Below are 16,760 nucleotides of genomic sequence, written 5' to 3'. Positions count from 1 at the left end.
CAGCCGCTAAAGGGCTGATTTTAAGCTGTTACATTTTTTAACGGTTGAATTAGCGGCTATTTCGGTGTTTTGGCGTATTTTTAGCAGATATGGATTGAATAGCGGCAATGGCAACCGTTAGATTTTAAAACACCTTATTTATTAACGAATAGGCTCTGTGGCAACCGTTACAGTTTTCACCTTATACCTGTTCCTGTATTTCATCAGTAAACACGCCTACCCAAAGGACGACGAAGCCGTGTATCCTTCATTTTGGCGTATTTTTAGTCTGTTAAGTCAAATGTATCCTCTGACTGCTTCAAGTATTTTGCCAGCTCGTTTTCCAATTGCAAAGCAACAGGATGCTCGCATGCCTCCTTCAGAAGGAGAGGGCTGAGCTGGTAAGGGTCCTTTTCCAAATCATAAAGCAGTTTTTGTACGGGTTCTCCAGGAAAATAACCTCTGTTAACGACATAGGCATATCTTTTATTCCGGACTGCACGCCAGCCAAACCTCCGATTGTCCAAACCGGCTGCACGAAAGGCTTCAATCGCTTCAAGTCTTCCAGGGAATGCGCTCAAATACACGGTTCGATCATCATGCCGCTCTGCATCACCAACTAGTAAATCAGAAAGATTTTCACCCTGAACGGCTTCTGGTATCGGCAATTCACACAATCCTAATAGTGTAGGCATAATATCTACTGTATTAAGCGGCAAATCGGTTACTAGTGGTTTAACTTTTTGCGGCCAGCGAAGCATGAAAGGAACGCCAACCGATTCCTCATGCCAGGAATGCTTGGCCATCATACCATGAGATCCAAGCAGCTCGCCATGGTCGGAAGTAAGCACAACAATCGTATTATCATGTAATCCTAATGCCTGCAGATGATGGAGCAGCCTGCCAAATTGCTCATCCAATCCGCTAATCGCAGCAAAGTAATTTCTCGTATGCTCTTCAAGCCGTTCCTTGCCGCCTGCAACCTGCTCCCCTGTATGAATGAGAAGAGGATCACTGGCTGTAACATTGGCACGCATCTCTAGCTCTAATCCCGCATACAGCTGTTTATATTTCTCCGGTACTTGATCGAAAGGACTATGCGGCGGATTCCATGACAAAAACAAGGCAAAGGGCTGCTCAGCAGCTCTGCTGCTGTGCTGATCCAAAAAAGCGAGCGCCTTGTCCGTTTCATGCTCAGGCGACCACTGCTCAATCTCAATCATTTGCTCCGAGTCCTGCCAATAATGTGGCGCAAAATGCTGATCAAACGCCCCATAAGAGTACCACTGGTCAAAGCCTTGCCGCTTCGGGCCGGGAGGCGTATAGGCATCCCAATGCCTAGCGCCCGAAGGAGGGTTGTCTGCTGCTTGCTGCTCAGGCAAATCCAAATGCCACTTCCCAATATATCCAGTGTTATAGCCTGCTTCTTTTAGTACTACGCCAATTCCTTTCTCTGTTGGGGAAAGCATAACGTCTAGTCCCAGCTTGCAGTTCGTATATACACCGGTTGAAAGAGCATATTTTCCCGTCAAGAGAGCGGCTCGATGCGGGGAGCAAAGAGGTGTACAGCTAACCGCTTGTTTGAATTCAGCACTTTCTTCAGCAAAGTGGTCCATAACAGGTGTAATAACGGGATCTGCTTTTGCCCTGCCAATTGCCTGTCTGCGCCATTGATCTGCAAATACATACAATAAATTAGGTTTATTCATTGGAAGTGCACTCCTTTATCCTTACTGCGCGAACTCTCGATAGACGGTTTGGAAATTTTCTCTCGCATTTACTGGAAGCGACAGCTGATCCCCAGTTTTCCTCATATGCGCCCTAAGCTGCTCCAGCATGCTGTCCAAACGCTCATTCTGTTCTTCATCGAACGCGAGATTGGTCAGCTCCTGCATATCTTCTTGCAAGGCATACAGCTCTATATACAGTTCATCCTTAAACCAGTCTACAATTAACTTATAATCCTCTTGTACGATCGCCCGGGAAAAGTTGCTGCTGGAGCCATTGCCATCATACTGTACGAATATGGAACGCTGCTTGGACTGTGTATCTTTTTCATCATACTCTTCCGTTTCTGTCTCAATGAATGGCATGAGTGAAATACCTGACATGTCCTCGGGGGCTTTGTTCAGTTTCAAGTAATCGCATAACGTCGGCATAATATCGATGCTGCTGACCAGCTTATTGATTACTCGCGGCTTGAAATTATGCTTTTCGGGAAACTTCATCCATAATGGCGTGCGAATCGATTCTTCATACATGCACATCTTTTGCCACAATCGATGCGAGCCCAGCATTTCTCCATGATCACTCGTAAAGATCAGAAGGGTATCTTCATAAATCCCTTGACGCTTCAGCTCAGCGATAACTTCGCCTACACAATGATCCAGCAGTGCGACATAGCCGAGATAAGCCTTCCAAATCTCCTGCCATCTTGCTCGTGATACGCTTGCTCCCATCGTTCCCGTAATATTATACAGCTGCAGCGGCGACTGATTTTTTCCCCATATGCCTACGTTTTCCGGAAGCTTCACATCATCTATTAAAGAAAACCAGGGCTCTGGAATATCAATTGGAGGATGAGGTGCAAAAAACATAGCATTCAACATAAGCGGCTTATTCGGATTTCTATTTTTCAATGCATGAAGTGTATCTTTTAAAATAAATCCATCGTAAAAATAGTCCAATTGTTCCTCATAGCAGCCGATCTCTGGTGTCGATACGACTTGTGTGCGCGTAATACGCCCATATGCCAGCTCAGGAACACGCCCTTTGAAGGATTCCCCGCCAGGCCGTCTTTTTCCATGCTCCTCCAAATAGTGATAATAGCGGGGCTCTAATGGCAGCCAATTTGTTTTCGTGTCCGGCAGCTTCTCAATTTGCTTTTCTGTGCGAAAGTCCATTTTTCCAGTATGCCAGCTGTCCCACTCCTCTTCAGCAAGCTCGTATAGGCTGCTGTGATTTTTGCCTACCATCCCATATTGCTTTTCCTGTTCAATTTTTGCATTGTGAAGAGCGCCTGTTTCATTGGGATATTTTCCAGTAAAGAAGGCCCCTCTGGCAGGCACGCATAATGGTGAAGCGCAATAGGCTCTGCTCCAGTCGATGCTTTCTGATTGCACCTCATTCAGATGGGGCGTATGCTCGCCCAAAGCATCATAACGCAGCTGATCGGCCATAATTATAACGACATGAGGTTTGCTGCTCTTTTGCATATAACGATGTCACTCCTTACAAGGATAAACGTCTCTGCTGTCCCTCTTTTATTTATAAATAAATCCCCCTGCGGGGCTTAATCTTTGCAGGGGGTTGTTTGGAAATATTAATTCGTTTTATAACGGTCATAAGCCTGCTGATAGATGGCGATCATGCGGTCCAGACCCATTTTATTCACTTGCTGTACATAACCGTCCCACTCTGTTTCAATTCCGCCGTTAAGCATCCATTGTGCATACATTTTTTCTACGTACGTGCCAATGTCTGTTTTATAGCGTGTCAACTCGCTATTTTCTTCAACCGTCATATAAACTTTAGGAAATTCATTATAAACGAGGTAAGGGCCGTATAAATCGTCTAACTCGGTTTTAGGCATTTTAACCTGACGCTCATTAATAATTTTCTCTTGCATTTCTTTTGTTTGAGCATAAACCGTTCTTGATGTTTCCGGCGACTCTCTGAATTCAGCTGATGTTTTGCCTTCTGGTGCTTGTGCTACTTTAAATGTACCGTCTGCTTGCTCAATTAGATTGGTGCCAATCATACCATGGACAGCTTGAATACTTACAAGCGGATCAAACATATAGTCGATCCAGCGAATCGTTACTTCAGGATTTTTGTTTGCACTTGTAATAGCGAAGGAGCCTTTGAATAGAATGCCTGGCTGGAAGCCTGCCCACATTTGATCGCCGTTCGGACCGGCAAGCGGCTCAAGCGGCACGAAATCATGATCTTCAGGCAGTCCGACACTGTCGTAGTTCCAAGCCATAAAGGCGCCGATCATATTGTTTTGACTAATTTTAGCTGTAAACAAATTTTTATCTTGCGTGAAGCTCTCTGGATCAGCTAAGCCTTCTTTGAACATTTTATTAAAATATTCAATTGCCGCTTTGTATTCTGGTTGAACAGCTGTGTAGACAACTTTGTCATCATTTACAATAATATGGTCGCGGCGGTCTAGCAAACCGAATGAGCCAAAGAAGGAAGCAAGATTGGCATTCCAATCGCTGGATAGAAACGTAAATGGAATTTCATCTGCCGTGTTATTTTTATTCGGATCTTTTTTCTTAAACGCACTTAGTGCCTGGTAGAAATCTTCTGTTGTTTTAGGCAATGGAAGACCTAGCTCGTCCAACCATTTTTTATTAATAAACAGGGCAGGTTTCGATACTGCATACGTGTCGTTCATAGTCGGCAACGAATAGATATGACCGTCAGGAGAAGTAAGTGCCTGTTTAATCTCCGGTCTTGCCTCAAGCAAAGCTTTTAAGTTTGGCGCATACTCTTCGATCAGATCTTCAAGTGGGATCAATACTCCCTGTGAGCCGTATTTGACTATATCGGTTGCTTCATCCAAAATACCATGACCATAGAAAGCCTCTGGAAGCTCACTGCTTGCAAATAATAGGTTTTTCTTCTCTTGCCAAGCGCTTCCTCCAGGGTTTAAATCCCAGTCGATTTGTACGTTTGTTACTTCTTCAGCTTTTTTAAAAAAGCCATAATCGTTGAAATGCTTGCCCGAAGTCGTTTGGAAGGCGGCAATCTTCAGCTTTACTTTATCCTTCACAATGGGAAAGCCCTCTGTATTAAAATTGCTGTCCTTCGCTGTTTCTCCCTCTTTCGTTGGAGTGCTGGAAGGGTTGTTATTCGTCGATTTTCCACCACAAGCCGCCAGCATCAGCGACATAATCAACAATGCGATAACAACTAATTGCAGACCCTTTGCTTTTCCTCTAGTTTTCATTTACAACTTCCCCTCTTTGTTATATTTATGAACAGGCGCTCTATTCTTTCAGAGAACCAATCATAACACCTTTTACAAAATATTTTTGCAAAAATGGATAGAGCACGAGTACCGGCAAGCTGGAAACGACGATTACTCCGAATTTCATCAGCTCAAGCAAGCGGCGCTGCTCCGCCAGATCATGCACTTCCTCAACGAACATTTCGGAAATATCGTTGCTGATCAATATGTTCCGCAAAATGATTTGCAGCGGCTGAATGCTATGCTCTTTCAAATAAATGAGCGCGTTAAAGTACGAGTTCCAATGATTGACGGTATAGAACAACGTCATAACCGCAACGATAGGCAGCGATAACGGAAGAGCAATTTGCAGAAAAAACCGAATATCAGACGTCCCGTCTATTTGTGCAGACTCTAGAACCTCGCCAGGTATCGTCGTCTGGAAAAAAGTACGCGTAATAATAATGTAGTAAGCAGAAGCGGCATTAGGAATAACCATCGCCCATATCGTATTAACCATTCCCAGATCTTTAACTAGCAAATAGGTAGGAATAAGTCCCCCGCCAAAAAACATGGTAAATACGATAACGAACATAAAGCCGTTGCGTCCGAACAGATCGCGTCTGGATAAGGCATATCCAGCTGTCAGTGTCAGCACGACGTTAATGGTTGTACCTAATACGGTGTACATTAAAGTGTTGCGGTATCCCATCCATATGGAAGAATCTGCGAAGATCCGTGAATAACCCTCCAATGTGAATTCCTTGGGCAGCATCAGTAAACTTCCGCCGGCAATATTCGGTTCGCTAAAGGATGAAATAAGTACATAGTAAAGCGGATAAATGACCGCTAAGGAAAGAATCCCGAGTAATATATAATTTACTGCATCAAAAACTTTATCCTGACGGCTGTTGCTTAAATGGTTCATTCCATTCACCTTCTTTTCGTTCTAGCTTCTTACCATAAGCTATTTTGCTTCAATCGTTTCGCGGTCCAGTTGACTGTAATAAGCAAAACAAAGTTAATAACAGAATTAAACAATCCAACTGCTGTAGAATAACCGTATTCGGCATTCAACAAGCCTACTTTATATACATAGGTTTGAATAATTTCAGAAGAATCTACGTTAAGTGAGTTTTGCATGAGATATACTTTTTCAAAGCCGATAGCCATAAAGTTACCTACGTTTAATATGAGCAAAATAATAATGGTCGGTAATATGGATGGAAAATCAATATACGTAATTCGTTGTACCTTTGTAGCCCCGTCGACGACAGCGGCTTCATGAAGGCTTGGGTTCACAGAAGTAAGCGCAGCCAAATAAATAATGGTGGACCAGCCAATGTTTTGCCAGATACCGGAAAATACAAATATTGTTTTAAACCATCCCGCACTTCCCATAAAAAAGACCGGATCACCGCCAAAGGCCTTTATGACTTCATTGATAATGCCGTTGTTTGGCGAAAGAAAGATGCCCAGCATCCCGACTATAACAACAACTGATATAAAGTGGGGCGCATAGGTAACCGTTTGCACGAACCGTTTGAAACGCTCACTCGTCAAGGAGTTCAGTAATAAAGCCAGCAGGATTGGTGCTGGAAAGGCTACTAACAGCTCATAAACACTAATGCCCAGTGTGTTTTTCAGTACAGTCCAAAATTGATAGGATTGAAAAAATCGTGTGAAGTGATCAAAGCCTACCCAATCACTTCCTGCAATGCCTTTAATGGCAATAAAGTTTTTAAATGCTATTTGTGCTCCATAGATGGGAATGTAGTGGAACATAACAAAATACACCATAGTCGGAAGCAACAACAAATATAATTGATAGGATGACAGCATCCTCTTTAGTATTGGTTTCAAAGTCTTCCTCACTTCCTGTTTAGGTTTCATCTTCATGCTTGCTGTATGCTTGACAGCGTTTTCAGTTTTCATAGTTGTCACCTCCGCATCGATCATGCTTATAGCGTACAAGAGCATAAAAAAAAATCCCATAAGCGAGATTAGGTTCGGCTGTGCAACATTTGAACCTGACCTGATTAGAGGGGATTTCATCATGCTTTTGAGCTATTTACTATGCTAAATTTGACATTATACTATGCAAAATACGAACCATTAAAATCATTCAATCACCACTGCTGCTGTTTAATCTGCGATATTCCCCTGGTGTCAGCCCGACTAAAGCTTTAAACTTCCTTGTAAAACTTGAAGGATCGGCATAGCCGACTTGTTGAATTATATCCTTAACAGGACAATCTTTTTCACGCAGCATTTTTTTGGCTTCGTCAATACGAATCTGATTGACAAGCTCGCTCAAGGTGCTGCCTGTTTTCTCTTTATAATAACGGCTTAAATAGGAAGTAGAGACGTGAAAGTCATCGGCCATTTGCTGAATAGAAAAATGATACTGTGTAGCATGCATTTGTACGTATTTGGTCATTTCATTCATCATCTGATCTTTTTTATGAGGAATGGCTTGTTGAATGGTAGTCGTTAAATTAACGCAAGCATCAATCATTAAGGACGACAGCTCTTCTACCGTAGTAAAATCCATCAGCGACCATATATCAGGAAATTCAATATGAAGCTCTGGATGCTCAAGGGTAATTTCATGTACCGTATTTTTGATAGCTGTAATCAAATCGTAGCAGTAGCAGCGGGCTACTACCAGCGTCGTACGATACTGACTGATCTCCTGTGTGATTTTTGTTATCGTCTCCGATACCTGATCCGTCTGTCCTTGCTTGATTTGCAGTTTTAAACGGTCGATTCCCTGCTGCGGATAATGGAAGGAGTCGGTCTCCTCCAGCCCCAGTTCCTCAAAATAAATAACTTTATTGCTTCCCTTAATAAGTTTATAATCGACTGCCGTAGATGCTTCTATCCATGAACGGCCTGCATGCTGCAGCCCTTCATACGTATTGCCTACTCCGATAACTAGCTGTCTGAATGACTGATGCTGCAGATCAAGATGAAGCTGCTGAAGCCAGTGCTTGAGCAAATCTCCCTCTGGATTCACTGCGAGAATGACAATAAGCTTCTGACCGTCAAGCGTATCCCGGCAATAGCCTTGAATATCGCCAGACATTCGTTTTTCGATTTCCGTCTGCAGCGTTTGCTTTAGCTTGTTATTGTGCTCGCCATATTCGACGACCAACACACATATACAATGGCTATGAAGAAAAGGAATGCCGATCTCTTCAGCCTCCAGGTTCCATTCCTCTAGGCTTTCAATTTCTCCCTTTAACAGTTCAAGCAGCATATGCTGTTTGATGACATAGCGATTTTCGTTCATTTGTTCATCAAGCTGCCGGTTTTTCTCAACTGCGCGATGCATGAAAGTACGTACAAGCTCCAAATCGTTAATTTTATCCTCTGCTTTTCCCCAGTAATGCTCTGCAAGCTGTACAAGCTTACGGATAGGGGAGTAGTTATAATAAAGAGCTGCAAATATGAGGACGCCGCCTAAAATTAATATCATTAGCATCGTGCGAATCCACTGTTCCACTGCAGAAGTCATTGGACCAATTTCATCCTTAACCGGATTGAGCATGACATAGTTCCAGCCGCTGCTGCCTGACTCCATGACCGCTTGGTAGTAATCCTCACCGTTGATCTGCTCAACCGAAAATGCACCCTGACGGGCATGACCTGGCATTTGTTCAATCCTATTCTCGACCGATATTTGATCTTCTTTGTGTGCGGCGATAATGCGCTTATCAGGGCTGATAACGAGCAAGCTTCCTCGTTCATAACCTGCCATATAGCGGCTATACTCCAAAAAGTTTTTCTCTTTGATCATAAACATGACAGCGCCATATGGCTTTGTACTGCCATAAGGAACGGGCACAATATAAGAAATCAAACGTTCTTTGGTGCCATTGGCTAATATTACGTCCTCAGCCGGCCGAAGTACGGGTTCTTTAATTTCATCCAGCTGCTGCTTCATTTGCTCTATATTCCAATTCGGGAAGCGATAAACATCCTTCATAAATAAAGAGATTGGGTACGTACTTGCGGAAGCATACAAATACGGCTCTCCTTGAATATAATAGACAATTTCCTGCAAATAAGGGTTAGACACCATATAATCGAGGAAGGGATTGGAATGATAGGATGCTGCAAAATAATTTGAAATGGCATACGGTGTCAGCATAGGATGTGTCTCCAGCCGGCTCGCCATCTGATTCATTTGCGTCCACTTCTGATCCATGTCTTCTCTTACTTCATTTAGAAGCTTCTGTTGATTATCACGCACCTGTTCGCCAATCGTTGCTTTGAGCTGATCATAACCAAAATAACCAAGAACGAGCAGCGGCACGATAAGTACGATGACGTAGGATGCCAAATATTTAAAAAGCACAGAATGAAATATACGCTTCCACCGTCTAACCCCCATTACAATCCCCTCCCTTAGTATTCGTTCCTATTAATCCGATGGACTCCATTTCATAATTCGTATCCGTATTATGAAATTAACTCGATTAATCAAAGCATTTAACAAGCGAGAACTCAACCGGCTCGGCATGCTGACAGTGTATACGCAGCTCAGTGCTCTCAGAATCGTGAGCCGACACTTGCACCCGCTCATCTTGCTGCTCTAGATTCCAACAGCCTTTTATGTGCATCGTTAATGTATGCCCTGCACCTTCTGCTTCCACCCATGTACGGGAGTACAAGCTAACTTCACGCTGATTTCCTTGCTCATCGAGCTGATCCGGTTCTATGCCTTCATACAGCCTTAAGTCAGGATCAACGACACTGACCTGCAGCTTGTCTGCTTTCGCTTCGCGCAGCATGGCCATGCACGGCGTATCGACAAATAGCAGGGAGCCATCGCGGCTTAAATGGTCACTATATTGTGCATGATCTGCAGTATGTCCTGCTTCAAAGCAGCTGTAAGCAGTTGTGCGGCTCGCTTTCTCCCAAACAATATGCGCTCCGCGGTCCTTGCGGATAACCGAATAGGCTGCTGAATCTGCTTGCTGCTGTGCCTGTGCGAATGCTGTCATTTCGGCTTCTTCCGATTGAACGAGTACAGCATATTCGTACTCTCCGGCTTGCGGGGCATGTCCATGCGAAAGCCAAGCAGATGCGAAGTCGCCCTCGGTTTTGGAATCATCCTTCTGATGCGGTGTTATCTGATGCTGCTTCGCAATCGTCAGCTGCTGACCTGCCGGTACGTAGTATCCGTTGCTGCGCGTATCCAGCATCCAGACAGGCTCACTTATTTCCAACGTTGTTATTTTTGGGAAATCTTCTATTCTGCCAGCAGTACTCAGTACCACTGTATCTTTTCCGTCTAGTATACACTGCTGGAACAGCGTTGTCTCTGTAGCATGCTCAGCATCATCATTCTCAATATCTGAACCAAGCGCGATAATCATATTGGAGAAAAAGTAATAGGATTTGCGCGCACGATGGCTGCCATTATACTTGCCATGCTCATGAAGCTTCATGGTAAACATGCCGTCTAAGCCATCTATAGACAATCCGCCTGCAAATGTCTCATCTGAGATCGTCATCTCTTCATAACCGCTAAATTTATCAACATTCCTTACATCGGACCGCAATTTATCATAAGGGAGCCGGATTGTGGTTGTCCCTGGCCAGTGATTCCAATCCCAGCCTTCTGGATCATAACCGCTGTCCTTGTGATTGACAGGCTGGCCTGAAGCCATAATTTCCAAATGGCCATAGGCAATATATCTGCCGTACAGATTGCAATTGACATAGGTTTCATTACCCCATATATAACGGCTGAAGCCGCGAACGCCAACAAGCCAATGATCTCTGCGATGGTACGCTGCACAAGCGTAATTCATGGTCCAATGTCCATTCGGATCCGGCTCTGGCTCTACGCCGCAGGACTGCAATCGGGCGACGGTTTCATTGGTGGCGCCGCTCGGCAGCAATCGCAGGTAAGCGGCTCCCATTATTTCATCAATGGCCTGCTTTCCGTCAGGCGATCCTGCCAAAGCCATCTCACGATACAGCTCAGGGTCAAGTCCCCACTTACCCGTTGGATGGCGGGCAGATATAGAAATAAGCCATTCCGTCTTATTGCTATAAAATCTCATAGCCAGCAGCACATGACGAATCATTTGATGGGCTTGTTCGGGTATGCGGAATAAAGTTCCGCTCAATATACGAATGACAGGGGTGAGACCCTTTAGACAGCCTATTAAATAAGCAGGGTAGTGATTAACATGATGATAACCGGCCCCATCGGGCTTAAATATTGCCATCAAACCACGGGCTGGCATGATTGAAAGCTCCATCCAGCGCTGCAGTCTGCCAAGAGTAGCTGCCATTTGCTCCATATTGTCAGTCAATAGAACGGAGCTAAGCATCCCGGCTAACGTTGTATTAAATATATCCGCATTGCCTTCAATCTCTTCATCCGCAAAAGCTATTCGTCCCAGTCCGCTGTACCACTCCAGTGTTTTACGCGATTGCTCGAGTAAACCTTCTTGGAGCAATACATCCCGCATCAAAAAATAAGCAGGATACAAGCTGATTATATTATAACCGAGATGGTGTACTGTTCCTTGGCTGCTGCCCCATGCCCAGCCCTGCTGATCCAAATGCTTGACAGTATCTATAAACCATTGCTGCAGCCTATTCTTCTCTGCGACTGTGCTCGATTGACGATAACTGATTGCTGTTGCCAACAGCATTTCAGACACTTCACGCAAATCCGCCGCATTGGTGAGCTCTAACAGCTCCTTACTGCAATGTAAAGGATAAAAATCTTTTATATGAATAACATCTATTGTTTGCGGTCTGGCTATTCCGTTTTCCGCTGCATACAACAGCTGAGAGTAATACTGCTGCTGTTCTTCCAGGGAACGTTGTTCAGACTCATTTAATTCTAGCAAGTAATGATCCCATCGCTCCTGGATAAGTGCGAGTGAAGCCATTTCCTCTGCTGTAATTTTCATCTCATCTATATTTATTCTTGCTCTCCATTGCTCTAATACCTCATCCATACGCAACAAGCCGAGCCAGTGGCTATTGGCAGCTTGATCAGCCTGCAGATTGACAAAAGGCACCTGACGATCCCTCGTATGGTGGCGAGGGTCAACAGGAGTTGACGTTATGATCTGATCAAACAGCAGCACCCCTTGCCCCGAAGCAGGAGCGACTATAGTAAGCGTTTGCATGTCGCTGAGAGGTTCGCCGGTCATATCCCGTTCATAAGCCACTCTGGCTGAACGCCATCCTTTGAAATCTAACCCAACCTCGAAATGGCAATCCTTGCGCTCATCTTTCCCAAATTCAAATAATAGCTTTTCGTCGGAAGGCTCCTGCGAAAAGATCCAAATTCCAAACGTATCAATAGCTTGATTATGCGGATTTGGAACAAACGGCTGGAAGCCGATTGGACCTTTAATTGTCAATTTTGCCCCAGGCATGTAGTTCCATTGCAGCGATTGCTTGCCATCTCTGCTCCTCGTTTCGCATATGGATAAGCTAGAGCCTTCGGTCGTTGAGAAGCCATCGGGAATTCCCGACTCGAATGAATAGATCCTTCCGTTCCATTCTGCTGATGTCATTTGTCTATTTCCTCCTTGCATTTTTAGACACTATTCCTATTATAGAGATGCATCGTAATCAAAAACAATGACAATTTGTAATTGTTTGCTTTCAATTTGTAAGGTGCTTGGCGGGGCGGTTAACACCGCGGGCAAATTCAGAATAGACAAACTCTTTCACACGTAACCGATCAGAGTCTCCCCGCATATAGTGAAATCAAGAGGAGGAGACCGATATGGTTATAGTGTTCATTACTGTTATCGGGTGCTATCTGGCTGCAGCGGGTTTGGTTCATTTTATGCATTGGTATTTGAACAGGAGCTCTGAACGCAAGAAAATGGGCGGGCGTCACTATGTTTTGATTACGGATCAAAGACAGACGAATATAGAGTGGCATTTACGCTCTTTGTTTTCATTTTCGAGAACGTCTGGCAAAGACGTCCAATTAACAGTTGTTGATAATGGACTGTCTGAGGAAGAGCTGGCCATTGTAAATCGTTTTTCCCGAGAAGAGGAGAAGATCAAGGTTCATGCTGCATACAATCGGGCCGAGCAGAAGAAAGCGCCAAGCAAAGAAAAAACGGCGCCCAGCCACCGCAATGCCGATCAATGGCTATGGCTCCTTCAAAACGAAGGTGTTGTTAGCGTTTCCGACAGTGCGGTATTAATTGATTTGCATAATCCTGCCGATTTGTCCAAGCTTCCGTACTAATAGCCAAGAAGCTCAGAAGCTCAGAAGCTCAAAAGCTCAAAAGCTCAAAAGCTCAAAAGCTCAAAAGCTTTTTGATGGACTGTTCGAGCTTCTTATTTTTTTGACAGCACGGTGCAGGATTGGCTTGTTCATGGTTATGGGATATAATAAGGAAAATGAAGCACATTTACAGCTGATAGCGGCTGTGGGTGTGCTTTTTTTCGTGCAAATTTACTCATAATGAATCGACAAATTCTCCATACGCCCTTGGCTGGGGTGCTGATTATAGCGGATAGTGCAACAGGCAATCTGAAGGGAGGCCACTACGATCAAGGTTGGGATTCCGATCGCTGTTTAGTCCAATTTTTTTGAAGCAATAACCCCAGTAAAGGACAAAATTGGCCTACAAAGGCGGACACTGCCGTTTCTCCATTCCCAAACTTGCTTTTGGTTCCCTTTTCTCATTGCTTATCCATAGTTGCCCACAATGGATTGCGACATGGTCACACGTTCCGTTATTTGCCTCAAAAACGCGTTTTTTTAAATTTCGCAATCACACGTTCCGCTATTCGGCTCGAAAGGGAGCTTTATTTGCTATATATGGATCAATAACGGAACGTGTGTCACTTTACCGTCTCAAAACTGCTCTTTTGGGCGTAATAGCGGAACGTCTGACCGGCTAGCTAGGGAAGTAGCGAATTATGGATAGGGCAAAAAGCAATCGAAAGGGATGCTACTACAATCAAGGTTGGGATATTCCGATCGCTGTTGTAGTCCAATTTTTTTGATGCAATAACCCCTGTAAAAAATTGGCCTACAAAGGCGGACGCTGCTGCTTCTTCATTCCCAACCTTGCTCTTCGTTCCCTTTTCTCATGGCTTATCCATAGTTGCCCGCAATGAATCGCGACATGGACACACGTTCCGTTATTTGCTTCAAAAACGCGTTTTATAAAATTTCGCGGTCACACGTTCCGCTATTCGGCTCGAAAGGGAGCTTTATTTGCTATATATGGATCAATAACGGAACGTGTGTCACTTTACCGTCTCAAAACTGCTCTTTTGGGCGTGATAGCGGAACGTCTGACCGGCTAGCTAGGGAAGCAGCGAATTATTGTGGGGAGGGCTCAGGGAATCGGAAGGGAAGGCATTGCGTGCAGGAGGGAGTCTCAAAATGGTACTTTGTTCACAAATTGCGCCTTTTGCTTTCATTACAAATTGAAAGCGGCTGTTTTTGATGAAATAGTATCACCGGGTTTCTTTAGAGTTCCAGAGTGGCAGTAAATCGCAAAGTGAGGGAAAAAAATGAAGGCATATCTATACATAGTAAAAAAGTTGAATAGTTGGCAAGCCTATGCTACGATCGCGCCTTTGGTAGATTGGCATTATTGGAGTTTAAATAAGTGGACAACGGATGATGCGGGAGTGCCGAACAAAAGGGATGCGGAGTTAATAGATAAGAAAAGACTATTTAAAGAGGGGCTGGTCATGGGGCAGCCGTTGCCGCTTGGGCAGGCATTTCGAGCAGCGTGGTTGTTTAATATGGATGAGGAGAGACGAGGCTCCAATGACGCTGGCCAAGTGTTTAGTGAGTTGGATGCTGGCGGACGATTGCTTCAAATTGCTACACAAGTGCAGCAGGAGTCTCGCGAGGGCAGCCGACACTCAAAGGAGCCTGCTGCTGTTCCAAGCGGTAATATGGGTTTCGAGGAATGGAAGAAACGGCGTCAGATAATGAGTGAAGGTGCGGATGGGAGAAAGAAAGCTTCGTTGCTTCCTTTGGTTGCACTGAAAGGGGACGAGCGAGCATGGTATGACAGCGAGCTCGCTCATATCGCGAAGCTGGCGCAGCAGGCTTTGCAGCTGCTTGAGGGGCGTGCGCTGCTGAGCGCAGAAGCGCACGCCCTCTTAGGCGGGCTGCCCGGGGCAGCGGGCTGGATCACGGAGGCGATCCAGCTTGCTGCGCTGCACGGGCAGCTGCGCCTGGGTGGCTCCGTCGCCGCAAGCGATCGGCGAGCGGGGACGGAGCTCCGCTGCCAGCGCTGCGGCAGCGGAGAAGCCTTGCGCCGCACGGCCTGCGCGGCGTGCGGCGAGAGCGACTGCGCCTATTGTGGGCATTGCCTCACAATGGGGCGCAGTCGTGAATGCGCGCTGCTCATTCGGGGAGCAGCGCAATTGGCGGCGGATCGGGCGCTGTCGCCGCGATCCGTGGAGCTTTTGGCGCGCTCCGAGCAGCAGCGCCTGGAGCGCTGGAGGCTTAGCGCAGCCCAGACGGCGGCTGCGCGCACAGCGCTTCGCTATATTGAAGGCAGGGACGACGGAAAAGTAGGACGGCCCCAAAAAAACGGCGCCAAGCAAGCTTTAAGACATATGCAATCAAGAGAAGCCATGTCTAGGGTAACTACCGGATCGGGTAAAGCTAACGCATATAGGAAAGAGCTGACAGATTATCAGAAAGAGAGAGCCGACAAGGATGGTGGTACTCTTGTCCATAGGCTGTTTCATTTAAGCAGTAAGCTCAAGCTGCTGATAAATCATTCCGCTCATTCTCGAAAGGAAGAGGTGCCAGAAGGCAAATCATATCCCCGGTTTTTGTTATGGGCGGTCACTGGCGCCGGCAAAACAGAAATGGTGTTTCCGCTAGTGGAGTCCATGCTGTTGCAAGGCGGCAGAGTGCTTATTGCTACTCCAAGAAGGGATGTGGTCATAGAGCTTGATCCCCGCATTCGCCGTGCTTTTCCGGAGCAAAGCGTTGTGACGCTGTATGGCGGCAGTAAGCAGCGCTGGGAGCGCGGAGATATTACCCTGGCTACTACGCATCAGCTGATGCGCTTTGAAAATAGCTTTGATCTTGTAATTATTGACGAGCTTGATGCTTTTCCCTATGTAAATGATGCCACACTGCATTATGCTGCCGGAAAGAGCGGCAAGCATACAGCCGTACGAATTTTTTTATCCGCTACTCCGCCATATTTATTGCAGAGAGAGGCCCGAAGAGGCTTGCTCCCGCACGCCAAAGTTCCTGTACGCTTTCATCGGCACCCGCTGCCAGTGCCCCGTTTGATCCCTACACAGAAGGTAGCCGTGCTGCTCGCTACGGGCAAGCTGCCGGCTAAGCTAATGAATGCTTTACAGCAGTCCTGGTCTCGCGGGGCGCAAATTTTTTTATTCGTTCAGCGAATCGAGCAGACAGAGCCGTTTGCACTGCTGCTTCGCCAAAAGCTGCGCAGTGCCGCCATAGCAGCCACCTCCTCACAGGATGAACACCGGGCTGCAAAGGTCGAGCAATTTCGCAAAAGAGATATTCGCTTGCTCGTAACAACGACCATATTGGAGCGGGGTGTAACGATACCGCGCAGCGATGTGTACATTATGGATGCGGACGGCGCTTTATTTGATGAGGCATCATTAGTACAAATGGCTGGGCGAGCAGGCAGATCTGCTGATGATCCGGCAGGAAAAGTATATTTTTGTGCGAACAGCTACAATCAGCCGCAGCAAAGAGCTATTAGGCATATTCGCAGCATGAACAGAATCGCACGCAAGCAAGGGTATTTAAAGGCTGCTAATAAAGGGCATGGAGGGAGATAAG

Annotated in this window: 9 protein-coding genes; 2 read left to right on the top strand and 7 right to left on the bottom strand. The window is 45.7% G+C overall.

Annotation, left to right across the window (positions count from 1 at the left end):
• Nucleotides 1–263: 263 nt before the first annotated feature.
• From ACRRU2_RS20330 to ACRRU2_RS20300, 7 genes are all read right to left on the bottom strand, one after another.
• Nucleotides 264–1,688, bottom strand: a complete 1,425-nt coding sequence (locus tag ACRRU2_RS20330) for a sulfatase family protein (protein ID WP_432504528.1) — start codon at nt 1,686–1,688, stop codon at nt 264–266.
• 21 nt (nt 1,689–1,709) lie between these two features.
• On the bottom strand, nt 1,710–3,194 hold the full coding sequence (locus ACRRU2_RS20325; protein WP_432504526.1) for a sulfatase family protein: 1,485 nt from the start codon (nt 3,192–3,194) through the stop codon (nt 1,710–1,712).
• 107 nt (nt 3,195–3,301) lie between these two features.
• Nucleotides 3,302–4,939, bottom strand: a complete 1,638-nt coding sequence (locus tag ACRRU2_RS20320) for a sugar ABC transporter substrate-binding protein (RefSeq protein WP_331697707.1) — start codon at nt 4,937–4,939, stop codon at nt 3,302–3,304.
• A 40-nt stretch (nt 4,940–4,979) separates the two neighbouring features.
• Nucleotides 4,980–5,867: a carbohydrate ABC transporter permease gene (locus ACRRU2_RS20315; RefSeq protein WP_331697706.1), complete on the bottom strand. Its 888-nt coding sequence runs from the start codon at nt 5,865–5,867 to the stop codon at nt 4,980–4,982.
• Between the two features lie 29 nt (nt 5,868–5,896).
• Complete coding sequence (locus tag ACRRU2_RS20310; RefSeq protein ID WP_432504523.1) at nt 5,897–6,874, bottom strand: ABC transporter permease; 978 nt, start codon at nt 6,872–6,874, stop codon at nt 5,897–5,899.
• A 190-nt stretch (nt 6,875–7,064) separates the two neighbouring features.
• A complete protein-coding gene (locus tag ACRRU2_RS20305; RefSeq protein ID WP_331697705.1) occupies nt 7,065–9,338 on the bottom strand; it encodes a helix-turn-helix domain-containing protein in 2,274 nt (757 codons plus the stop codon).
• An 85-nt stretch (nt 9,339–9,423) separates the two neighbouring features.
• Complete coding sequence (locus ACRRU2_RS20300) at nt 9,424–12,498, bottom strand: chondroitinase family polysaccharide lyase (RefSeq protein ID WP_432504519.1); 3,075 nt, start codon at nt 12,496–12,498, stop codon at nt 9,424–9,426.
• Nucleotides 12,499–12,713: 215 nt separating this feature from the next.
• Between ACRRU2_RS20300 and ACRRU2_RS20295 the strand changes: the two genes are divergently transcribed.
• Nucleotides 12,714–13,190 (top strand): hypothetical protein, encoded by a 477-nt coding sequence (locus ACRRU2_RS20295; RefSeq protein WP_331697703.1) that lies wholly within the window; start codon nt 12,714–12,716, stop codon nt 13,188–13,190.
• A gap of 1,283 nt (nt 13,191–14,473) precedes the next feature.
• Nucleotides 14,474–16,759 (top strand): helicase-related protein, encoded by a 2,286-nt coding sequence (locus tag ACRRU2_RS20290; RefSeq protein ID WP_432504517.1) that lies wholly within the window; start codon nt 14,474–14,476, stop codon nt 16,757–16,759.
• Nucleotide 16,760 lies beyond the last annotated feature (1 nt).

Origin of the sequence: Paenibacillus sp. GXUN7292 (genome assembly GCF_050864975.1) — a bacterium.
Classification (GTDB): Bacteria; Bacillota; Bacilli; order Paenibacillales; family Paenibacillaceae; genus Pristimantibacillus.
The sequence above is the reverse complement of the archived record's forward strand: the minus strand, read 5'-3'. Positions and strand labels throughout refer to the sequence as shown.